This window comes from Streptomyces sp. NRRL WC-3618 (assembly GCF_001280005.1).
In the GTDB taxonomy this organism is placed as follows: Bacteria; Actinomycetota; Actinomycetes; order Streptomycetales; family Streptomycetaceae; genus Streptomyces.
Map to the genome: position 1 here is coordinate 15,401 of NZ_LGDW01000462.1, position 20,310 is coordinate 35,710.

A 20,310-nucleotide genomic window follows, 5' to 3' on the forward strand; every position below is an offset into this window, starting at 1 on the left:
GGACACAGATACAGGCCTTGGCCTAAGCTGCTCACAACTGTCACAGCAGTGAGGTCACGTATCAATACGTCCGTGAGACCCGAATCGTTTCGGATGTAGTCCAACTTTTTTTGTGGAATATGTGCCCGGATCCGCCTTGTGTGTCACGAGGTGTCCGTTGTGACCCAGCTGAACTGTCCCGCTTTGTCGGGATGGTCACGCATGTCGGTCGCTCACTCCCCCGGGTGATCTGCCGCTTACCCATAGTCCGTTCGGGCCATTCAAGATTGGGCCCGACGGGGGTGTTGCGCTGTGCCTGCCTTCCGTAACGTCCTCAACTGGCGGCGGTGAATATGCCGCTGCCGCCGTGGGGGAGCCTCGATTCGGGAGAGGACGGCGCCGGTATGGGCTGGGTAACCGACTGGAGTGCGCAGGCGGCCTGCCGCACTACCGATCCGGATGAACTGTTCGTTCAAGGAGCAGCGCAGAACAGGGCCAAGGCGGTGTGCACCGGATGTCCGGTACGCACGGAATGCCTGGCTGACGCGCTCGACAACCGTGTCGAGTTCGGCGTGTGGGGAGGAATGACGGAGCGGGAGCGCCGCGCACTGCTGCGCAGGCGTCCCACTGTCACCTCGTGGCGTCGGCTGCTCGAGACAGCGCGTACGGAGTACGAGCGGGGGGCGGGAATCCTGCCTCTCGACGAGGAAGAGGTGTACGAGAACTACTTGGCGGTGGGCTGAGCCTTCCCGGTCAGTCACTCGCCTTCGCAAGCTCCGGCGGCTCCGGCAGCTCGGGTAGCTCCGGCCGGTCGGTCGCGAGCCGGTTGCCGATGTCCCGCAGTCCCGCGAGGTCGTGTACGTCGCCGGGCAGTGCGGCGACCTCGGTCACGGCCACCTCCGGGTGACGTGCGGTGAAGCGGTCCCGTGTGCGCTGCTCGCGGGAGAGCAGCTGCATGCGGTCGGCGTGCAGCCGGAGCAGGCCTGCGGTGAGTTGTTGGACGGTGGGGTCACCGGGGTCGGTGGTCGGTTCACTGTCGGTGGCGGTGGGGGAGCCTTCGACGTGTTCTTCGACGTCCGCCTCCGGAAGCGAGGAGTCTGGCCGGTCTGAATTGCCGTACGTGTCGGGGGAGTTACGAAGTCCAGCTTTCCCGTCCTCCTGATCGACAATGCGGGGCTCTTCAAGATTTTCCGCGGCGGCGTGCGCACGTTCGGCGGACAGCTGGGCGGCGCCGCTGCCGTGGACCCGGTTGAGCACCAGTCCGGCGAGCGGCATGTCCTCCGCGGCCAGCCGCTCCACGAAGTACGCGGCCTCGCGCAGTGCGTCGCGCTCCGGGGCCGCCACCACCAGGAACGCCGTGCCCGGCGCCTGAAGCAACTGGTACGTGGCATCGGCGCGGGTACGGAAACCACCGAAGGTGGTGTCCATCGCGGCCACGAACGTCTGGACGTCCTTGAGGAGTTGGCCGCCCAGGAGCTTGCCCAGGGTGCCGGTCATCATCGACATCCCGACGTTCAGGAACTTCATCCCCGCGCGCCCGCCCAGCTTCGCCGGCGCCGTCAGCAGCCGGATCAGCCGGCCGTCGAGAAACGAACCGAGCCGCTTCGGGGCGTCCAGGAAGTCCAGGGCGGACCGGGACGGAGGCGTGTCGACGACGATGAGATCCCACTCGTCGCGCGACCGCAGCTGCCCCAGCTTCTCCATCGCCATGTACTCCTGCGTGCCCGCGAAGCCCGCCGAGAGCGACTGGTAGAAGGGGTTGGAGAGGATCGCGGCGGCCCGCTCCCGGTCGGCGTGCGCCTCGACGATCTCGTCGAACGTCCGCTTCATGTCGAGCATCATGGCGTGCAGTTCGCCGCCGCCCTCGACGCCCTTGACCCGCCGCGGGACGTTGTCGAGCGAGTCGATGCCCATGGACTGGGCGAGCCTGCGCGCCGGGTCGATGGTGAGTACGACCACCTTCCGCCCTCGCTCGGCGGCGCGCAGCCCGAGCGCCGCCGCGGTGGTCGTCTTGCCGACCCCGCCGGACCCGCAGCACACCACGATCCGGGTCTGCGGGTCGTCGATCAGCGGATCCACCTCGAGCACGCGCGCGGGGGACAGGACATGGCGGGGGACGGTGTCGTGCGGGTCCGGGCTCATGACATCCTCTGCTTCCGCAGCTCGGTGGCCAGTTCGTAGAGACCTGCCAGGTCCATGCCCTCCACGAACAACGGCAGTTCGTGTGACGGCAGACCCAACTCGCCCAGCACGGAACGCTGTTCGCGCTCCAGCGCGTACCGCGCGGCGTACTCCTCGGCCTGGGCCAGCAACGGGTCCACCAGCTTCTCGGCGTGCCCGCCGCGCCGCGCCCCGCCGAGCCCGGCGGCTGACAGCGACCGGGCGAGCGCGGTACGGGGAGCCGCCCGGACGAGTTCCAGCTCGCCCTCGTCCAAAACCTCGGGCCGCACCATGTTGACGATGATCCGCCCCACCGGCAGCTTGGCCGCCCGCAGTTCGGCGATACCGTCGGCGGTCTCCTGGACAGGCATCTCCTCCAGGAGCGTCACCATGTGCACCGCCGTCTCCGGCGACTTGAGTACGCGCATCACGGCCTGCGCCTGATTGTGTATCGGGCCGATCTTCGCGAGCCCGGCCACCTCGTCGTTGACGTTCAGGAAACGGGTGATGCGGCCGGTCGGCGGGGCGTCCATCACGACGTGGTCATAGATGAACCGCCCGCTCTTGTCCTTCCGCCGGACCGCCTCGCACGCCTTTCCGGTCAGGAGGACGTCCCTGATGCCCGGGGCGACGGTGGTGGCGAAGTCGATCGCGCCGAGTTTCTTCAGGGCGCGGCCGGCGCTGCCGAGTTTGTAGAACATCTGGAGGTAGTCCAGTAGCGCCTGCTCGGGGTCGATGGCGAGGGCGAACACCTCCCCGCCCCCGGGAGCGACGGCGATCTTCCGCTCCTCATAAGGCAGCACTTCGGTCTCGAAGAGCTGCGCGATGCCCTGCCTGCCCTCTACCTCGACGAGAAGCGTGCGCTTCCCCTCGGTGGCGAGGGCAAGCGCGAGCGCTGCGGCGACCGTGGTCTTTCCGGTCCCGCCCTTACCGCTGACGACCTGGAACCTGCTCACGCCTTCGAGATTAACCAGTCCGGCCCGAAGCCACGCGGGGGGCTGTGGACAACGCGGGCGCGGGCGGCCTGACGGCAGCCGATAAAGTCGCCTCCATGACAAAATGGGAATACTCCACTGTGCCGCTTCTCGTCCACGCCACGAAGCAGATTCTGGACACCTGGGGCGAGGACGGCTGGGAGCTCGTGCAGGTCGTGCCCGGGCCGAACAACCCCGAGCAGCTCGTGGCGTACCTGAAGCGGGAGAAGGCGTGAGCGCGGTCGAGGCACGCCTCGCCGAACTGGGCCTGACCCTGCCTGCGGTGGTTCCGCCGCTGGCCGCGTACCAGCCGGCCGTGCGGTCGGGGGTGTACGTGTACACCTCGGGCCAGCTGCCCATGGTGGACGGGAAACTTCCGGTCACCGGGAAGGTGGGCGCGGAAGTCACCCCCGAGGAGGCCAAACAACTGGCCCGCACGTGCGCGCTGAACGCGCTCGCGGCGGTCAAGTCGGTCGCCGGTGACCTGGACCGGGTCGCGCGGGTCGTGAAGGTCGTCGGCTTCGTCGCCTCGGCCCCCGACTTCACGGGCCAGCCCGGGGTCATCAATGGCGCGAGCGAACTCCTGGGCGAGGTACTGGGCGACAAGGGCGTGCACGCCCGCAGCGCGGTAGGAGTGGCGGTACTGCCCCTCGACGCGCCCGTCGAGGTAGAGGTCCAGGTAGAGCTTGCGCTTTAGCCCGTCCGGCGTTTGAGGACGAGCGCGTTCAGCGCGAAAGGGGGGTCTGGGAGCACAGCCCTCAGGGACGGGAAGGGTAGGGGCGGCGGGGACGAGAAACCTCGCCCCTCGAACATGCGCCCACCACCGGATAGCCTCCGCCCATGGCAAACGGGCAGTGGTACCCACCGGAGTGGCCGGACCTCATCCGCGGGCTCGCCGAAGGCACCCTCACCCCGGTCACCCCCAAGCGCGCGGCCACCGTCATGCTCCTGAAGGACACCGACACCGGCCCCGTCGTCCACATGCTGCGCAGACGCGCCTCCATGGCCTTCGCCGGGGGCGCGTACGCGTATCCGGGCGGCGGAGTCGACCCGCGCGACGACGACCACCTGATCCGCTGGGCGGGCCCCACGCGCGCGTGGTGGGCGTTCCGGCTGGGCCTGGACACCGACGAGACGTCCGCCCAGGCGGTCGTCTGCGCCGCCGTACGGGAGACGTACGAGGAGGCGGGCGTCCTGCTCGCGGGCCCCACCGCCGATTCCGTGGTCGGCGACACCACGGGCGACGACTGGGAGGCGGACCGCGCGGCCCTGGTCGCGCGGGAACTGTCGTTCGCGGAGTTCCTGGACCGCCGCGGACTGGTCCTGCGCTCCGACCTGCTCGGGGCGTGGGCCCGCTGGATCACCCCGGAGTTCGAGCCCCGCCGCTACGACACCTGGTTCTTCGTGGCCGCGCTCCCGCAGGGCCAGCGCACCCGCAACGCCTCCACGGAGGCGGACCGTACGGTGTGGATCGAACCGGCCGAAGCGGCATCCTCGTACGACAGGGGCGAACTGCTGATGATGCCGCCCACCATCGCGACGCTGCGAGCGCTGGCACCGTACGACAGTGTGTCCGGGGCCCTCGCCGGGGCCCTGGAGCGCGACCTGGCGCCCGTCCTGGCCACGGCCAGTGTGGAGGAGGGCGAGATCGTGCTCGCCTGGCCAGGACACGACGAGTTCACCAAGCACATCCGGATCGGAGGAGCCCCCGCATGACCGAAGCCGCCGCTCTTCCCGGCCAGCCACGCGGCGGGGTTCTCTCGGGCCCCGCGACCGCGCGCGCGGTCAACGTCCTCGCGCCCAACGCCTCCGCGATGACCCTCGACGGCACGAACACGTGGATCGTCTCGGAGCCGGATTCCGAGCTGGCCGTCGTCATCGACCCGGGGCCCCTGGACGACGTCCACCTCAGGCAGGTCGTCGACACCGCGCGGAAGGCCGGCAAACGGATCGCGCTGACGCTGCTCACGCACGGGCATCCGGACCACGCGGAGGGCGCCGGACGCTTCGCCGAGCTGACGGGGACGCGCGTGCGGGCGCTCGATCCGGCGCTGCGGCTGGGGGACGAGGGCCTCGGGAGCGGGGACGTCGTGTCCGTCGGCGGGCTGGAACTGAGGGTCGTACCGACGCCGGGGCACACCGCGGACTCGCTGTGCTTCCATCTCCCGGCCGATCAGGCCGTCCTGACCGGAGACACCGTCCTGGGGCGCGGAACGACCGTGGTGGCCCATCCTGACGGCCGCCTGGGGGATTATCTGGACTCCCTGCGGCGCCTCAGGTCCCTGACGGTGGACGACGGCGTGCACATCGTCCTGCCGGGTCACGGTCCGGTGCTGGACGACGCCCAGGGGGCCGTCGAGTTCTACCTCGCCCACCGCGCCCACCGGCTCGCCCAGGTCGAGACAGCCGTCGAGAACGGCCGCACGGACCCCGCGGAGGTCGTCGCCCACGTGTACGCGGACGTGGACCGCTCCCTGTGGCCGGCCGCCGAACTGTCCGTACGCGCCCAACTGGAGTACCTGCGCGAGCACGGCCTCATCTAGCCACCGGCCAGCCAGCCGGTCAGCCGGGCCTCGCCGCCTTGACGCCGTGCACGCGCGTGTACTCCTCCACCAGCCACGGGCCCAGCTCCTCGACGTGCGAGCGCAGGAACGACCGCAGGACGGCCGGGTCGTCGGTCGGCTCGTGGCCCAGTGCCGCCGCCTGCCTCATACGCGGGCCCCACTCCGGGTAGTACGCGGCGAACGCCTCGGCCATCTCGTACAGGTCGCTGGTCCAGCCGTCCCAGCGCGGCATGACGAGCGTGAAGCCGGTCCGCACGATCCGGCGGGAAATGCCCCGCACGCGTACGCGTACCGCCCCCGGCGGAGCTCCCGGGGCGGTCGCCTCGGCGATCAGGCGCTGCCAGCGGGGGAGGCAGACGGCCAGGTCGCCGTTGGTCTCGCGGGCGAGGAGGGAGTCGGGCCGGTAGCGGGGCAGGTGCCCGGCGAGGTCCGCGCCGAGGAGGGGCGTGCACAGGCAGGCCAGGAACCAGCCCAGGTCGTGCCTCTCGAGGTCGCTCAGCACCTGTGCCCGCGAGACCAGCAGCGTGCCCGAGCCGTCGATCTGCTCGAACTCCCCGTCGAGCGCCGCGTCCAGCGCGCCGGCCGCCGCCCGGTCCCCCTCCGTGGGCTCCTCGCGCAGCACGATCAGGAGGTCCAGGTCGCTGCGCCCCACGCGCGCGGTGCCGCGCGGAATCGACCCGTACAGGTACGCGCTGTGCAGCCGCTCCCCGAAGATGTCGGCGGTCCGGTCACGGGCCGCGGCGACAACGGGCCGGAAGGCGTGCGGCACGCGCGCGAGGGAGCCCTCGCGGGCGATTAACCCCTGCCCGTCCAGCCCCGGGCGCGGTGCCGCTCCCGACCTCACGTCACTTCCACCGGAACACGCGCACGCGCCGGGTCTCGCTCACCGCGTGGCACACGACGGCCAGACGGTCGTCCCAGGCGGCGTACCGGGCCCGGTAACTGAAGCCGGGCAGTCTGCGCTCGGCGACGACCCGGCCGTCGGCGGGGTCGAGGACGGTCACCCGGCTGCCGTAGCCGTTGCCCGCCATGAAGTACCCGCGGTGGGCCAGCGGGTGGAGCGTACGGCCGTGATCGACGCGCCACTCCCAGAGCTGCTCACCGGTGGGGACGGAGTAGGCGCGCAGGACGGTGTCGGCGCTCTTCTCGTCCTCTCCGGCGGGCTCGTCCGGTTCCAGCCCGACGGCGAGCGTGTCGCCGACGACGGCGACCGCAGGCCCGAAGTCCTTGTATCCGTCCGGGAGTTCGACGTACCACTCGCCGTCCTCACGCACCACGTACAGCCGGGGGCGGGAGCGCCTGCCGCTGTTGCGGACGGACAGGACGGGCGGGTCGGCCGCCAGGACGGAGAACGAGTCGCCCCGGTCGTCCGGGAGCGGTCGCTCCCACTGCTGGGCGCCGGTACGCGCGTCGAGACACCGGACGACCGGCGGCGCGTCCGCCTTGCCGCGGGCGACGGTCGCTATTCGGCCGCCGCCGATCGCCACCTCGCGCGCGTGCTCGCCTGCGACGTGTCCCAGCCGGTCCTTGGGCTGCTCGCGCGTCCAGGCCACGGCTCCGGAGCCGAGGTCGAGCGCGGTGACGCGGACGTGCTGGGCGCGATGCTCGCCGTCGTCGTGGTGCAGGACGACGCCCAGACCGTCCTGGGCGTCCTCGGCCACCCGGACGATCACGTCCTGGCCCGGCGGCTGCCACGTCCAGCGGGGCTCACCGGTGGCCGGCGCGTACGCGGCCACGCGGTCGAAGCGCACCAGGGCCACTGTTTCCGCCGTCGCCCACAGGCCGAGCGGCTCACCCAGGTCCTGCTGCTCGAACTCGGACTGCCACAGCGTCGGGGCCTCCGGGTCCCGGCGGAAGAGGCGCAACCGGCGCTTCGTGGGCTCCGGCGCCGCCCAGACGGACTCGGGCGCCTTGTCCTGGTGCATCCCACCCACCTCTTGATTCCGTTCAGCGTTCTCGTCACCGCACGCTCGCTCACCGCGTGGGTCACCCCACCCCGGTAAACGCCGGAGGGGCCCCGCCGTGCGGCAGGGCCCCTCTCGCGCTTACGTACGGTCTTCCGGCTAGCGCGACCGCTTCGCGAGGCGTTCCACGTCCAGCAGGATCACGGCCCGCGCCTCCAGGCGCAGCCAGCCGCGGCCCGCGAAGTCGGCGAGCGCCTTGTTGACCGTCTCGCGGGAGGCGCCGACGAGCTGCGCCAGCTCCTCCTGGGTCAGGTCGTGCACGACGTGGATGCCCTCCTCCGACTGCACGCCGAAGCGGCGCGAGAGGTCGAGCAGGGCGCGCGCCACGCGGCCCGGCACGTCGGAGAAGACCAGGTCGGACATCTGGTCGTTGGTCTTGCGCAGGCGCCGGGCGACGGCGCGCAGGAGCGCGGCGGCGACCTCGGGGCGGGCGTTCAGCCAGGGCTGGAGGTCGCCGTGGCCGAGGCCGAGCAGCTTGACCTCGGTCAGCGCGGTGGCCGTGGCGGTACGCGGGCCCGGGTCGAACAGCGACAGCTCGCCGATCAGCTCGCCGGGGCCGAGGACGGCCAGCATGTTCTCGCGCCCGTCCGGGGACGTGCGGTGGAGCTTGACCTTGCCCTCGGTGACCACGTAGAGGCGGTCACCCGGGTCGCCCTCATGGAACAGGGCGTCACCGCGTGCGAGGGTCACCTCACTCATGGAGGCGCGGAGCTCCGCGGCCTGCTCGTCATCGAGCGCCGCGAAGAGCGGGGCGCGCCGCAGAACGTCGTCCACGAGTTCTCTCCTTGTCGACCTGCTCAGGGGATCTTGCTCCCCGTTGACGGGGACCGAGTTCCCCATCTTGCCGGGCGGTCCAAACAGTGTGATCTGTCACAAGGATGCCGTACGGGTGTCCCGAGCAGTGTGGCAGGGGGCCAATTGGGCGCCGATCTTCAGGGTCCGGGGCGGATGTCAGTGCCGGGCTCTAGGCTGGCCGGGTGTCCAAATCGCCGGTGAGAGCACAGGCCACGGGGGCTGGGCGGGTGGCGGCGGGGTGTCATTCCGCTCTCGGCGAACAGGGTGCGGGTGGGGGCCGGAATGCGTAGAAAGCGGCAGAGGTGATGTCGGTGGAGAAAGCCGCCAAGAAGGTGACCGGGGCGACCGAGGTGGCTGGTACGGCCGGAGAGGGAGCCTCGCGGGGCGCCCCGGAGGACGGGGCCGCCGCGCGGTCGGCCGGTCAGGTGAAGAAGGCCGCACCGGCGAAGAGGGCTGCCGCCACGGCGGTGAAGAAGGCCGCACCGGCGAAGAGGGCTGCCGCCACGGCGGTGAAGAAGACGGCCGTGAAGAAGACGGCCGTGGCCAAGAAGGCCGCCGCCGCGAAGCCGCCCCGCGAGGAGTCCCGCACCGCTCTGGTCCGGCGGGCCCGCCGGATCGACCGGGAACTCGCCGAGGTCTATCCGTACGCCCACCCCGAGCTGGACTTCGAGAACCCCTTCCAACTGCTCGTCGCCACGGTCCTGTCCGCCCAGACAACCGACCTGCGGGTCAACCAGACGACCCCCGCCCTCTTCGCCAAGTACCCCACCCCGGAGGACCTGGCCGCCGCCGACCCCGAGGAGGTCGAGGAGATCCTGCGCCCGACCGGCTTCTTCCGGGCCAAGACCAGGTCCGTCATAGGGCTGTCCAAGGCCCTCTCGGAGGAGTTCGGCGGCGAGGTGCCCGGCCGCCTCGAAGACCTCGTCAAACTCCCCGGCGTGGGCCGCAAGACCGCGTTCGTCGTGCTCGGCAACGCTTTCGGACACCCCGGCCTGACCGTGGACACGCACTTCCAGCGGCTCGTGCACCGCTGGCGGTGGACGGCGGAGAAAGACCCGGACAAGATCGAGGCCGCCGTCGGCGCGCTCTTCCCCAAGAGCGACTGGACGATGCTGTCGCACCACGTGATCTTCCACGGCCGCCGTATCTGCCACGCCCGCAAGCCCGCCTGCGGCGCCTGCCCGCTCGCGCCGCTCTGCCCGGCGTACGGGGAGGGCGAGACGGACCCGGAGAAGGCCAAAAAGCTCCTGAAGTACGAGAAGGGCGGCTTCCCCGGCCAGCGGCTGAAGCCGCCTCAGGCCTACCTCGACGCGGGCGGCATCCCGGCGCCCCCGCTGGGGGCCGGATGAGGTCCGGCGCGCGGGCCACAGGCCGTACGGCGTCCTCGGGTACGGAACCAACGGGGTGGCCGCAGGCGTTGGAAGCAGCAGAACGGGGGTGGCGGTGACGCGCGCGAGCAACACACAGGGCGGCGAGGCGACGCTCAGCAAGGACGGCCTGCCCGACTGGCTCGATCCGGTGGTCCACGCCGTCGAGACGGTCGAGCCGCTCCAGCTGAGCCGCTTCCTGCCGCCCGAGGACGGCGGGGGCCGCCAGTCCGCCGTACTGATCCTCTTCGGCGAGGGCGACGGGAAGACGGTCAACGGTGACGGCGGCCCCGGCGTCGGCGGCCCCGAGCTGCTGCTGATGGAGCGGGCCAGTTCGCTGCGCTCCCACGCCGGCCAGCCGTCCTTCCCCGGCGGCGCCCTCGACCCCGAGGACGGCGACCCGCAGGGCGACGGCCCGCTGCGGGCCGCGTTGCGCGAGGCCGAGGAGGAGACCGGGCTCGATCCGGCCGGCGTCCAGCTCTTCGGCGTACTGCCCAAGCTCTACATCCCGGTGAGCGGCTTCGTCGTCACGCCTGTCCTGGGCTGGTGGCGCGAGCCGTCCCCGGTCGGGGTCGTCGACCCGAACGAGACGGCCCGGGTTTTCACGGTCCCCGTGGCGGATCTCACGGATCCGGCCAACCGTGCGACCGCCTTGCACCCAAGTGGCCACAAAGGCCCGGCATTTCTGGTCGAATCGGCCCTCGTGTGGGGCTTCACGGCCGGAGTCATCGACCGCCTGCTGCACTACGCGGGCTGGGAGCGCCCCTGGGACAGAAACAAGCAGGTCCCGCTGGACTGGCGCGCGTGACAGGGTGGCCCATGTGAACGTGCTGGACATCTTGTTGCTGGTCGCCGCCGTGTGGTTCGCGATCGTGGGCTACCGCCAGGGCTTCGTCGTCGGCATCCTGTCGGTGATCGGCTTCCTGGGCGGCGGGCTCGCCGCCGTCTATCTGCTGCCCGTCCTCTGGGACGGCGTGACCGACGAGGCGGAGGTGAACACGACCGTCGCCGTCGCCGCTGTCGTCATCGTCATCGTCTGCGCCTCGGTCGGCCAGGCCCTGACCACCCATCTCGGCAACAAGCTGCGCCGGTTCATCACCTGGTCGCCCGCCCGCGCCATCGACGCGACCGGCGGGGCCCTCGTCAACGTCGTCGCGATGCTCCTGGTCGCCTGGCTGATCGGTGCCGCCCTCGCGCAGACCACGATGCCCACGGTGGGCAAGGAGGTCCGCGGCTCCAAGGTGCTGGCGGGAGTGCAGCAGGTGCTGCCCTCCGACGCGGACACCTGGTTCAAGGACTTCACCTCGGTCCTCGCGCAGAACGGCTTCCCGCAGGTCTTCAGCCCGTTCTCCGACGAGCCCATCAAGGACGTCGACCCGCCCGACCCCGCGCTCGCCAACAGCGCGGTCGCCGTCAGCGCCCAGCGGTCCATCGTCAAGGTCATGGGCACCGCCCAGAGCTGCGGCAAGGTCCTGGAGGGCACCGGCTTCGTCTTCGGCGAGCGGCGCGTGATGACCAACGCGCACGTGGTCGGCGGCGTCGACGAGCCCACCGTCCAGATCGGCGGCGAGGGCAGGAAGTACGACGCGACGGTCGTCCTGTACGACTGGGCGCGCGACATCGCCGTCCTCGACGTACCCGATCTGCGCGCGCCCGTCCTGCGGTTCGCGACCGACGACGCGAGCAGCGGCAAGAGCGCGATCGTCGCCGGCTTCCCGGAGAACGGGTCGTACGACGTCCGTCCCGCGCGCGTGCGTGGGCGCATCACGGCCAACGGTCCGGACATCTACCACCGGGGCACGGTGCGCCGCGATGTCTACTCCCTGTTCGCGACCGTCCGCCAGGGCAACTCCGGCGGCCCGCTGCTCACGCCCGACGGCAAGGTGTACGGCGTGGTCTTCGCGAAGTCCCTGGACGACCCGGACACCGGTTACGCGCTCACGGCGGACGAGATCCAGAAGGACATCGTCCAGGGGCGCGTCGCCGGCCAGCAGGTGGACAGCGACAGCTGCGCGCTCTGAGCCCGGTACGGCCAGGAGGGGCGCACGTACGGGCTCAGGGGCGGGGGTGGCGCAGACGCACCGAGACCCAGCGGGCCCGACGGCGCAGGATGCGCGGGATTCCCACCCTCAGATCCGCTCCCGCGATGTGCGGGGCTCCTCCTTGGTGGGTGCTCAGGCCGTGGCCCGAGCGGCGATTGCGTGCCGCGTCACTGTAGTCGTGCGTCCAGCCCATACCCCGACGTCTGCCCCCGCCCCAAGGTCGATAACCGCCCCATGGGCCCCCAATTGGCCTATGCGCCGGGCAATTGGCTGTTCGTAGAACGGGTGTTCAGTTCGCGGATACCGGGCGTACCGGCGCGGTCACCGGCCCTGCCACCGGTCCGGCCGTCGGTCGTCTCACCAGTCCTGCCACCGGTCCGGCTGTTGGCCGTGTCACCGGTCCTGCCACGGGTCCTGTCACCGGTCCGGCTCGGGGTCCTTCAGCCAGTTGACCAGCTCTGTCGAGAAGGCGACCGGATCCTCCTCGTGCGGGAAGTGCCCCAGCCCGTCGAACAGGCGCCAGCGGTACGGCGCTTCGACGTACTCCCCGGAGCCGGCCGCGCTGCGCGTCCGCAGCACCGGGTCGAGCGAGCCGTGCAGATGCAGCGTCGGCACCCGCACCGGCCGCTTCATGCGCCGGTTGAACTGGATGCCGTCCGGACGGGCCATCGAGCGGACCATCCAGCGGTACGGCTCGATCGCGCAGTGCGCGGTGGACGGGATACACATGGCGGCGCGGTACGTCTCCACCGCCTCGTCGTCCGGCAGCCGAGGCCCCGACCAGTCACGGATCAGACGCCCGACGAGCGCGCCGTCGTCCGCGACGAGTTGGCGCTCGGGGAGCCAGGGCCGCTGGAACCCCCAGATGTAGGAACCGGCGGCCGTCTGCTTGACGTCGGACAGCATCGCCGAGCGCCAGCGCCGGGGGTGGGGCATCGAGGACACCACGAGCCGCCGGACCAGCTTGGGGCGCATCACCGCCGCCGTCCACGCCAGGTATCCGCCCAGGTCGTGGCCGACCAGCGCGGCGTCGGGCTCGCCGAGGGACCGTACGACGCCCGTGATGTCGAGGGCGAGGTTCGCCGGGTCGTAACCCCGGGGCGTACGGTCGCTGCCGCCCACGCCCCGCAGGTCCATGGCGACGGCCCGGAAGCCGGCGTCGGCGAGGGCGGCCAACTGGTGCCGCCACGTCCACCAGAACTGCGGGAAGCCGTGCACCAGCATGACCAGCGGCCCGTCGCCCAGCTCGGCGATGTGGAACCGGGCGCCGTTCGCGGCGACATCCCGGTGGATCACCTCACGCCCACCGGGAAGGTCGAGCCGTACGAGCGAGGCGGGCGTCGTCGGGGCGGGGTGCGCCGGGGGTGTGGCGGGGTCCGTCATGAGGACGAGCGTGCCACAACCTCGACCCCGTCACTCGCCGGGGCGGGCCGGGGATGTGGCTTGGCCTTCTGGAGAACGCCCGCCGTCTCCTTCATGGACGCGGCGACCTTCTGCGGGCCCTTGCTCTTCTTGGCCTTCTTCGCGAAGACGACGCCGACCAGAACCAGCAGGACGGCGAGGAGGACGTTCGCGGCGAACGACAGCAGGAAGCAGATCGCGAGATTCCAGCCGCTCCAGGTCCGAATGGCGTACGCCAGTGCGAAGTTGAGCATCGGCAGGGAGAACAGCAGTACCGCGCCGGCCACCGAGAAAGCGCCGCCGCTGGTCGCGCCGCGCTTCACGTCCTGCTTGAGCTGGGCTTTCGCCAGTGCGATCTCGTCGTGCACCAGCGCGGACATCTCGGTCGTCGCCGAGGCGAACAACTGGCCGATGCTGCGTTCGGCGCCGACCGGGCTGCCGTCGGGTGCGCTCATCGAGGTCTCCCTGTTGTCTTTGTCGTCTTGCTCAACTGTCTATGCGTACGCGCCTGGCGTACGCATCTGACTCAGTGTCTGACTACGTGTCTGACGTCTACGTGTCAGATCATGCCGGACCGTCACCCACGTCGCCCGCCCCGCCCGCCACTTCGGCAAGCCGGTCCCGCTCGGCGGCCTCCAGTTCGGCGGCCTTGAGCGCGGCGATGCGCCGGTGTTCTGCCGCCTTCCCCTCGTAGATGTCGGCCATGCGCAGGTGGTACGCCGGATCGTGCTCCTCGTAGATGTCGGGGATGCCGTCGAGGTCGTCGTCGCGCTCCTCCGCCTCCCACAGTTGCCGGTACCTGGCGTTCCGTATCTTCAGCAGCACGGTCGCGGCGAGCGCGGCGATGAGCGAGCCGGTCAGGACGGCGGCCTTGGCCCCGTCGGTGAGGGCGGGGTCGCCGTCGAACGCGAGTTCACCGATCAGCAGCGAGACGGTGAACCCGATCCCGGCGAGCGAGGCGACGGCGAACACGTCGGCCCAGGCGAGGTCGTCGCTGAGCGAGGCCCGGGTGAAACGTGCAGTCAGCCAGGTCCCACCGAAGATCCCGACCGTCTTCCCGATGATCAGCCCGAGCACGACACCGAGGGTCTCCGGCTGTGTGAACACGTCCCCCAGCACTCCGCCGGACACCGAGACCCCCGCGCTGAACAGGGCGAACAGCGGCACGGCGAGGCCGGCCGACAGGGGCCGCACCAGATGCTCGACGCGCTCACCGGGCGAGCACTCCTCCCCCTCCTCGGTCCGGGTCGTACACCGCAACATCAGGCCCATCGACACACCGGCGATGGTGGCGTGGATGCCGCTGTTGTACATCAGCCCCCAGATGACGAGCGCGAGCGGGACGTACACGTACCACCCGCGTACCCCCTTGCGCAGCAGCAGCCAGAAGACGCCGAGGCCGACGAGCGCGCCGCCGAGCGCGGCGAAGTTCAGGTCGTCGGTGAAGAAGACCGCGATGATCAGGATGGCGAAGAGGTCGTCGACGACGGCGAGCGTCAGCAGAAACGCGCGCAGGGCGCTCGGCAGGGACGTACCGATGACGGCGAGCACGGCGAGCGCGAAGGCGATGTCGGTGGCCGTGGGCACGGCCCATCCGGCGAGCGAACCGCCGCCGGTGACGTTGGTGAGGGTGTAGACGAGGGCCGGTACGGCCATTCCGCACAGGGCGGCGACGACGGGCAGCGCGGCGGCCCTCGGGTCGCGCAGATCCCCGGCGACTAGTTCGCGCTTGAGTTCGATGCCGGCGACGAAGAAGAAGACCGCGAGCAGTCCGTCGGCGGCCCAGTGCTGGAGGGAGAGGTGGAGTCCGAGGGCGGTGGGTCCGACGTGGAAGTCGAGGACGGTTTCGTAGCTGTCCTTGAGCGGCGTGTTCGCCCAGATCAGCGCGGCGACGGCGGCGACGAGCAGCAGCATCCCGCCGACGGTCTCGGTCCGCAGCGCGTCGGCGACGAAGGTCCGCTCGGGCAGCGAGAGCCGTCCGAGGAGCTTGCGGCTGGTGTTACGGGGGGTGGCCACAGAGGATCCTCCGGTCGGTGGGCAGCATGGAACACATGCCGACCAGACTTCCCGGCGCACCTTGGCGATCCTCGCGGATCGTGTCGCGTTGTTGACGCGATCTTTACCTTACCTAAGATGCGGGGGATGTGCCGCCCGGAGGAAACCCCTGTTTTTCTCAAGCCACCTCTGGTTCTCCTGGTCCTCTTCCCCTAGTCCTCGCTGCCCGCCGCGGGCAGTTTCGTCTGGATGAGGTCCATGACCGTGGAGTCGGTCAGGGTGGTCACGTCACCCAGCTCCCGGTTCTCGGCGACGTCACGCAGCAGGCGGCGCATGATCTTGCCGGAGCGGGTCTTGGGGAGCTCCGCGACCGGCAGGATGCGCTTGGGCTTCGCGATCGGGCCGAGAACGTCACCGACGTGGTTGCGCAGTTCGGCGACGAGGGTGTCGGTCTCGGAGGCGGTGCCGCGCAGGATGACGAAGGCGACGATGGCCTGCCCGGTGGTCTCGTCCGCGGCGCCGACGACGGCCGCTTCGGCGACGGAGGGGTGCGAGACGAGCGCGGACTCGACCTCGGTGGTGGAGATGTTGTGCCCCGAGACGAGCATGACGTCGTCCACCCGCCCGAGCAGCCAGATGTCGCCGTCGGCGTCCTTCTTCGCGCCGTCCCCCGCGAAGTACTTGCCCTCGAACCGGGACCAGTACGTGTCGAGGAAGCGCTGGTCGTCGCCCCAGATGGTGCGCAGCATGGACGGCCACGGCTCGGTCAGCACCAGGTAGCCGCCGCCCCCGTCGGGCACTTCGCGCGCCTCGTCGTCGACGACGGTGGCGCAGATCCCGGGCAGCGCCCGCTGCGCGGATCCCGGCTTGGTCTCGGTCACGCCGGGCAGCGGGGAGATCATCATGGCGCCGGTCTCGGTCTGCCACCAGGTGTCGACGATGGGCGTCACATCGGCGCCGATGTGCTTGCGGTACCAGATCCACGCCTCGGGGTTGATCGGCTCACCCACGGACCCCAGCACCCGGAGGGAGGAGAGGTCGAACTTGGCGGGGATGTCGTCGCCCCACTTCATGAACGTACGAATGGCGGTGGGCGCCGTGTAGAGGATGGTCACCCCGTACTTCTGGATGATCTCCCAGAAGCGGCCCTGGTGCGGGGTGTCCGGCGTCCCCTCGTACATGACCTGGGTCGCGCCGTTGGCCAGCGGTCCGTACACGATGTACGAGTGCCCGGTGACCCAGCCGACGTCGGCGGTGCACCAGTAGACGTCCGTCTCCGGCTTGAGGTCGAAGACGGCGTGGTGGGTGTAGGCGGCCTGGGTGAGGTAGCCGCCGGAGGTGTGCAGGATGCCCTTGGGCTTACCCGTCGTACCGGAGGTGTAGAGGATGAACAGCGGCTGCTCGGCCTCGAACGCCTCGGGCGTGTGCTCGGCGCTCTGCCGGTCGACGACCTCGTGCCACCACACGTCGCGGCCCTCGGTCCACTCGACGTCCTGCCCGGTTCGGCGGACGACGAGCACGTGTTCGACGTTGTCGACGCGCTCGACGGCGGCGTCGACGGCGGGCTTGAGCGCGGACGGCTTGCCGCGCCGGTAGCCGCCGTCCGTGGTGATGACGATCTTGGCGTCGGCGTCCTGGATACGGGTCGCGAGCGCCTCCGCGGAGAACCCGCCGAAGACGACGGAGTGCGCGGCGCCGATCCTCGCGCAGGCGAGCATCGCGATCGCCGCCTCCGGGATCATCGGCATGTAGACGGCGACCCGGTCACCCTTCTCGACTCCCAGCTCCAGCAGGGCGTTGGCGGCCTTGGAGACCTCGTCCTTGAGCTCGGCGTAGGTGATCGCACCGCTGTCGCCGGGCTCCCCCTCGAAGTGGATGGCGACCCGGTCGCCGTTTCCGGCCTCCACATGCCGGTCGACGCAGTTGTACGCGACGTTGAGGCTGCCGTCCTTGAACCACTTGGCGAACGGCGGGTTCGACCAGTCCAGGGTCTCGGTCGGCTCGGTGGCCCAGGTCAGCCGACGGGCCTGCGCGGCCCAGAAGCCGAGCCGGTCAGCCTTGGCCTGTTCGTACGCCTCCGCCGTGACGTTGGCGTTCGCGGCCAGCTCGGCGGGTGGCGCGAACCTGCGCTCTTCCTTGAGCAGGTTGGCCAGGCTTTCGTTGCTCACGACATCTCCCTTACCGTCCTTCGCCGGGGCGGCCGTTGTGTCCCAGGCCACAGCTCATCAGACCGGGGGGCCCGCTGACAAGGGCCGACGAGAGATTGGTTTAGACCTTTAGTCCTTCCGGGTGTCTCTCGTCGGCGCGCCTCTTGATGAGGGGGCCAACCAAGGTCACGTACGCGATGGCCGCCCGGTTCACCCCTCCTCGTCAGGCGGGCAACCCGGCTGCCCGCACATGATCGAACACCGCGTCCCCGTCCTCCGCGCCGGTGAGCAGATACGCCTGTGCCTCACCCACATGGAAGTACATTCCGTGCAGTTCGAGCGCACCCTCCCGCAGTGCCCGGGCCACCGACTCGTGCGCCCGGAGATGCTCCAACTGCTGGACCACATTGGTCAGGCAGAGCTGCTCGACCGTGTCGGCGGGCGCCCGCCCGGCGAGCCGCGCCCAGGGCCGGTCCGTCGCCGCCATCCGCGCCAGGCTCGGCAGCCCGTGCCGCAGCCACCGCCTGAGCGGCGTCCGTGCCCCGTCGGGCTCCATGCTCAGCAGCGCCTGCATGGCCCCGCATCCGGAGTGCCCGCACAGCGTGATGGAGCGCACCTTCAGTACGTCCACCGCGTACTCGATCGCGGCCGCCACCGAGTCGTCCCCGCTCTCCTCGCCGGGACGCGGCACCAGGTTGCCGACGTTCCGTACGACGAACAGGTCACCGGGACCACTGGATGTGATCATCGACGTGACCAGGCGCGAGTCGGCACAGGTCAGGAACAGCTGCGAGGGCTGCTGCCCCTCGCGCGCCAGCCTGGCCAGCTCCCCGCGCACCAGCGGAGCGGTGTTCCGCTGGAACGCGCTGATCCCGCGCGCCAGTTGATGCCCGCGCGGCTCGGCGACACCGACCGACCCCGACGACCTCGACGAGTCGGACGGGCCGGGTGAGCCGGCAGTGCCGCTCGCCCCACCGGGCGCGTTCGCCGTCTCTCCTCGCCCCTGTGTGGACTCCGGGACTTCGCACTGGTGGTTGCGCCAGGGCGTCCAGGGCCGGCAGCGGCAGTCGGAGGCGTCCGCGGGCTCGGCGATGCGGGTCCCCGCCCGGCCGGTCACCTCCACGGTGCCGCCCTGCGCGGTGTGCGTGCTCTGCCAGTGGTGCAGAGACTCGTACGCCCCGTGGTCCATGAACGAGCCGTCCAACTCCAGGACGACGTCCGCCCCTTGGGGTACGAGGTGCAGGGTCCGGCTGAGCCGGGGCACCGCGAGGAACGTCAACTGTCCTCGTACGTGTACGTAATGGACTCCTCCTGTCTCGTCGTGTCGTTCCTCGTAGGTGATCCGGGTGCGGGCGAGGCGGTTCAGGGCGACGGTGACGGCGACCGCGACGCCCAGCAGTACTCCTTCGAGGACGCCGAGAAAAACGACGCCCAGGGTCGTCACCGCGTAGACCAGGACCTCGCGGTGGCGGGTCACCGTGCGAATGTGGTGCAGGGACACCATCTGGATGCCGACGGCCATCACCAGGGCGGCGAGTGAGGCGAGCGGGATCAGCTCCAGGATCGGAACCATCAGCAGCGCGGCGACTACTACGAAAACGCCGTGCAGCATCGTGGAGTTCCGGCTCACGGCACCCGCTTGCACATTCGCCGAACTTCGCACGGCCACGCCGGCGACCGGTAGCCCGCCGAGCACACCGGACACGACGTTGGCGGCGCCCTGACCGAGCAGTTCACGGTTCAGGTCGGAGCGGCCGACGCGAGTCGCCGCTCCGCTTGCCGAGGCCCGTTGGGCGAGCAGTTCGGGCCGGGTGGCCACCAGCTTGTCGACGGCGACCGCGCCGAGCAGCGACTGCACGCTGCACACCAGGGTGACGGTGAGCACGGCGGCGGCGACACCGAGCGCGGGTCCCTCGGGCAACCCGGCCAGCGCATGACTGCGCCACGACGGCAGGTCGACCTTGGGAAGGACCAACCCGGCGAGCGAGGCGGTGAGCGTGGCGCCGCTGACGGCGACGAGCGCGGCCGGCATCTTGCGCAGAACGCGCCCCGCCCGGCCGGGAATCCTCGGCCAGGCCAGCAGCAGGGTCAGGGTCAGCACGCTCATCGACACGGCGGCGGGGTCCAGGCCGGCCAACTGGGCGGGCAGCGCGCGGAGATTGTCGAGGACCGAGCTCTCCGGCGTACCCCCAAGGACGATGTGCACCTGGGCGACGGCGATGGTCACGCCGATCCCGGCGAGCATGCCGTGGACGACGGCGGGGCTGACGGCGAGCGCCGTGCGGGCCACGCGCACGCAGCCGAGGCCGAGTTGGGCGAGCCCGGCGAGGACGGTGATGGCACAGGTCGTACGCCATCCGTACCGCTGGATGAGGTCGGCGGTGACGACGGTGAGCCCGGCGGCGGGGCCGCTGACCTGGAGTGGGGAGCCGCCGAGGCGCCCGGCGACGAGTCCGCCGACGGCTGCGGCGACGAGGCCGGCCTGGAGCGGGGCGCCCGTGGCGAGGGCGATGCCCAGGGAAAGGGGGAGGGCGATCAGGAAGACCGCGATGGAGGCCGACACATCGGCGCCCGCGACGCGGAAGCGGCGGGGTGGGGTCGAGGGCGGTGGGGGGCTGGGGGGCTGGTGCATGCGCTCCGTCCGAGTCGGTTCGGGGGCGCGAGTGGGTACGCAGGCAGACATGTTTCCCGTCTCCTCCGGGGCAGCGCGGTCGCGGAACAGGTGGTCCCCCGTCGATGGGCGGGGGGCGGGTCGCGGCCGTGGGTCACGGCATGCAAGCGGCGGGATATTTCAACGCTCGGTAAACGGATCGTAATGCACAGTAAAGGACGAGTATGTATTTTTGGGGCAAATAGGTTAATGAATCACTTCAATGAGTGAAGTGAACTTTTTATCGGCTTGTCGTACTAACTCCTTCTCGG

The 20,310-nt window shown here is 70.6% G+C and carries 19 protein-coding genes; 8 read left to right on the top strand and 11 right to left on the bottom strand.

The window, feature by feature from the left end; all coding sequences use genetic code 11:
* Nucleotides 1-383: 383 nt before the first annotated feature.
* Nucleotides 384-722, top strand: a complete 339-nt coding sequence (wblA, locus tag ADL01_RS33310) for a transcriptional regulator WblA (RefSeq protein ID WP_053745774.1) — start codon at nt 384-386, stop codon at nt 720-722.
* A 10-nt stretch (nt 723-732) separates the two neighbouring features.
* On the opposite strand, the gene ADL01_RS33315 is transcribed toward wblA, so the two are convergent.
* Nucleotides 733-2,121, bottom strand: coding sequence for an ArsA family ATPase (locus ADL01_RS33315; RefSeq protein WP_053745775.1), 1,389 nt, complete (start codon nt 2,119-2,121; stop codon nt 733-735).
* Nucleotides 2,118-3,095, bottom strand: a complete 978-nt coding sequence (locus tag ADL01_RS33320) for an ArsA-related P-loop ATPase (RefSeq protein ID WP_053745776.1) — start codon at nt 3,093-3,095, stop codon at nt 2,118-2,120. Before ADL01_RS33320 ends, ADL01_RS33315 begins: the two co-directional genes overlap by 4 nt.
* 95 nt (nt 3,096-3,190) lie before the next feature.
* On the opposite strand from ADL01_RS33320, the gene ADL01_RS33325 reads away from it, so the two are divergent.
* The 4 genes from ADL01_RS33325 to ADL01_RS33340 all read left to right on the top strand — a co-directional run bounded on the left by ADL01_RS33325 (nt 3,191) and on the right by ADL01_RS33340 (nt 5,656).
* Nucleotides 3,191-3,349, top strand: a complete 159-nt coding sequence (locus tag ADL01_RS33325) for a DUF4177 domain-containing protein (RefSeq protein ID WP_019063748.1) — start codon at nt 3,191-3,193, stop codon at nt 3,347-3,349.
* Complete coding sequence (locus ADL01_RS33330) at nt 3,346-3,810, top strand: RidA family protein (RefSeq protein WP_053745778.1); 465 nt, start codon at nt 3,346-3,348, stop codon at nt 3,808-3,810. The genes ADL01_RS33325 and ADL01_RS33330 overlap by 4 nt, the downstream gene beginning before the upstream one ends.
* A 143-nt stretch (nt 3,811-3,953) precedes the next feature.
* The gene (locus ADL01_RS33335) at nt 3,954-4,829 is read left to right on the top strand and encodes an NUDIX hydrolase (RefSeq protein ID WP_053745779.1); all 876 of its coding nucleotides are present in this window, start codon (nt 3,954-3,956) and stop codon (nt 4,827-4,829) included.
* Nucleotides 4,826-5,656 carry an MBL fold metallo-hydrolase gene (locus tag ADL01_RS33340; RefSeq protein WP_053745780.1) on the top strand — a complete coding sequence of 277 codons (831 nt, stop codon included), beginning with the start codon at nt 4,826-4,828 and terminating at the stop codon, nt 5,654-5,656. Before ADL01_RS33335 ends, ADL01_RS33340 begins: the two co-directional genes overlap by 4 nt.
* A gap of 19 nt (nt 5,657-5,675) precedes the next feature.
* Here ADL01_RS33340 and ADL01_RS33345 read toward each other — a convergent pair whose 3' ends face one another.
* From ADL01_RS33345 to ADL01_RS33355, 3 genes are all read right to left on the bottom strand, one after another.
* Nucleotides 5,676-6,521, bottom strand: coding sequence for a nucleotidyltransferase domain-containing protein (locus ADL01_RS33345; RefSeq protein WP_078960902.1), 846 nt, complete (start codon nt 6,519-6,521; stop codon nt 5,676-5,678).
* Between the two features lies 1 nt (nt 6,522).
* Nucleotides 6,523-7,602 (bottom strand): PQQ-binding-like beta-propeller repeat protein, encoded by a 1,080-nt coding sequence (locus ADL01_RS33350; RefSeq protein WP_053745781.1) that lies wholly within the window; start codon nt 7,600-7,602, stop codon nt 6,523-6,525.
* Between the two features lie 138 nt (nt 7,603-7,740).
* On the bottom strand, nt 7,741-8,415 hold the full coding sequence (locus ADL01_RS33355; protein WP_006382668.1) for a Crp/Fnr family transcriptional regulator: 675 nt from the start codon (nt 8,413-8,415) through the stop codon (nt 7,741-7,743).
* Nucleotides 8,416-8,741: 326 nt separating this feature from the next.
* On the opposite strand from ADL01_RS33355, the gene nth reads away from it, so the two are divergent.
* The 3 genes from nth to ADL01_RS33370 all read left to right on the top strand — a co-directional run bounded on the left by nth (nt 8,742) and on the right by ADL01_RS33370 (nt 11,824).
* On the top strand, nt 8,742-9,785 hold the full coding sequence (nth, locus tag ADL01_RS33360) for an endonuclease III (protein ID WP_053745782.1): 1,044 nt from the start codon (nt 8,742-8,744) through the stop codon (nt 9,783-9,785).
* A 94-nt stretch (nt 9,786-9,879) separates the two neighbouring features.
* The gene (locus tag ADL01_RS33365) at nt 9,880-10,611 is read left to right on the top strand and encodes an NUDIX hydrolase (RefSeq protein WP_053745797.1); all 732 of its coding nucleotides are present in this window, start codon (nt 9,880-9,882) and stop codon (nt 10,609-10,611) included.
* Between the two features lie 13 nt (nt 10,612-10,624).
* Entirely contained in the window at nt 10,625-11,824 is a 1,200-nt protein-coding gene (locus ADL01_RS33370) for a MarP family serine protease (protein ID WP_053745783.1), read from the top strand.
* Between the two features lie 34 nt (nt 11,825-11,858).
* Here ADL01_RS33370 and ADL01_RS46840 read toward each other — a convergent pair whose 3' ends face one another.
* The 6 genes from ADL01_RS46840 to ADL01_RS33395 all read right to left on the bottom strand — a co-directional run bounded on the left by ADL01_RS46840 (nt 11,859) and on the right by ADL01_RS33395 (nt 20,071).
* Nucleotides 11,859-12,038: a hypothetical protein gene (locus ADL01_RS46840; protein WP_078960903.1), complete on the bottom strand. Its 180-nt coding sequence runs from the start codon at nt 12,036-12,038 to the stop codon at nt 11,859-11,861.
* A gap of 224 nt (nt 12,039-12,262) precedes the next feature.
* Nucleotides 12,263-13,228: an alpha/beta fold hydrolase gene (locus ADL01_RS33375; RefSeq protein WP_053745784.1), complete on the bottom strand. Its 966-nt coding sequence runs from the start codon at nt 13,226-13,228 to the stop codon at nt 12,263-12,265.
* A complete protein-coding gene (locus ADL01_RS33380; protein ID WP_053745785.1) occupies nt 13,225-13,701 on the bottom strand; it encodes a phage holin family protein in 477 nt (158 codons plus the stop codon). The genes ADL01_RS33375 and ADL01_RS33380 overlap by 4 nt, the downstream gene beginning before the upstream one ends.
* 109 nt (nt 13,702-13,810) lie before the next feature.
* Nucleotides 13,811-15,262, bottom strand: a complete 1,452-nt coding sequence (nhaA, locus tag ADL01_RS33385) for a Na+/H+ antiporter NhaA (RefSeq protein WP_053745786.1) — start codon at nt 15,260-15,262, stop codon at nt 13,811-13,813.
* 191 nt (nt 15,263-15,453) lie between these two features.
* A complete protein-coding gene (gene acs / locus ADL01_RS33390; protein WP_053745787.1) occupies nt 15,454-17,460 on the bottom strand; it encodes an acetate--CoA ligase in 2,007 nt (668 codons plus the stop codon).
* 151 nt (nt 17,461-17,611) lie between these two features.
* The gene (locus ADL01_RS33395) at nt 17,612-20,071 is read right to left on the bottom strand and encodes a bifunctional SulP family inorganic anion transporter/carbonic anhydrase (protein ID WP_053745788.1); all 2,460 of its coding nucleotides are present in this window, start codon (nt 20,069-20,071) and stop codon (nt 17,612-17,614) included.
* Nucleotides 20,072-20,310 lie beyond the last annotated feature (239 nt).

What these genes read in the sequence shown, in the direction of transcription:
- ADL01_RS46840 (WP_078960903.1), bottom strand. Translation starts at nt 12,038, where the DNA reads ATGGGCTGGACGCACGACTACAGTGACGCGGCACGCAATCGCCGCTCG.
- ADL01_RS33315 (WP_053745775.1), bottom strand. Translation starts at nt 2,121, where the DNA reads ATGAGCCCGGACCCGCACGACACCGTCCCCCGCCATGTCCTGTCCCCC.
- ADL01_RS33335 (WP_053745779.1), top strand. Translation starts at nt 3,954, where the DNA reads ATGGCAAACGGGCAGTGGTACCCACCGGAGTGGCCGGACCTCATCCGC.
- nth (WP_053745782.1), top strand. Translation starts at nt 8,742, where the DNA reads ATGTCGGTGGAGAAAGCCGCCAAGAAGGTGACCGGGGCGACCGAGGTG.
- ADL01_RS33395 (WP_053745788.1), bottom strand. Translation starts at nt 20,071, where the DNA reads ATGTCTGCCTGCGTACCCACTCGCGCCCCCGAACCGACTCGGACGGAG.
- ADL01_RS33340 (WP_053745780.1), top strand. Translation starts at nt 4,826, where the DNA reads ATGACCGAAGCCGCCGCTCTTCCCGGCCAGCCACGCGGCGGGGTTCTC.
- ADL01_RS33350 (WP_053745781.1), bottom strand. Translation starts at nt 7,602, where the DNA reads ATGCACCAGGACAAGGCGCCCGAGTCCGTCTGGGCGGCGCCGGAGCCC.
- ADL01_RS33380 (WP_053745785.1), bottom strand. Translation starts at nt 13,701, where the DNA reads ATGAGCGCACCCGACGGCAGCCCGGTCGGCGCCGAACGCAGCATCGGC.
- ADL01_RS33375 (WP_053745784.1), bottom strand. Translation starts at nt 13,228, where the DNA reads ATGACGGACCCCGCCACACCCCCGGCGCACCCCGCCCCGACGACGCCC.
- ADL01_RS33325 (WP_019063748.1), top strand. Translation starts at nt 3,191, where the DNA reads ATGACAAAATGGGAATACTCCACTGTGCCGCTTCTCGTCCACGCCACG.
- wblA (WP_053745774.1), top strand. Translation starts at nt 384, where the DNA reads ATGGGCTGGGTAACCGACTGGAGTGCGCAGGCGGCCTGCCGCACTACC.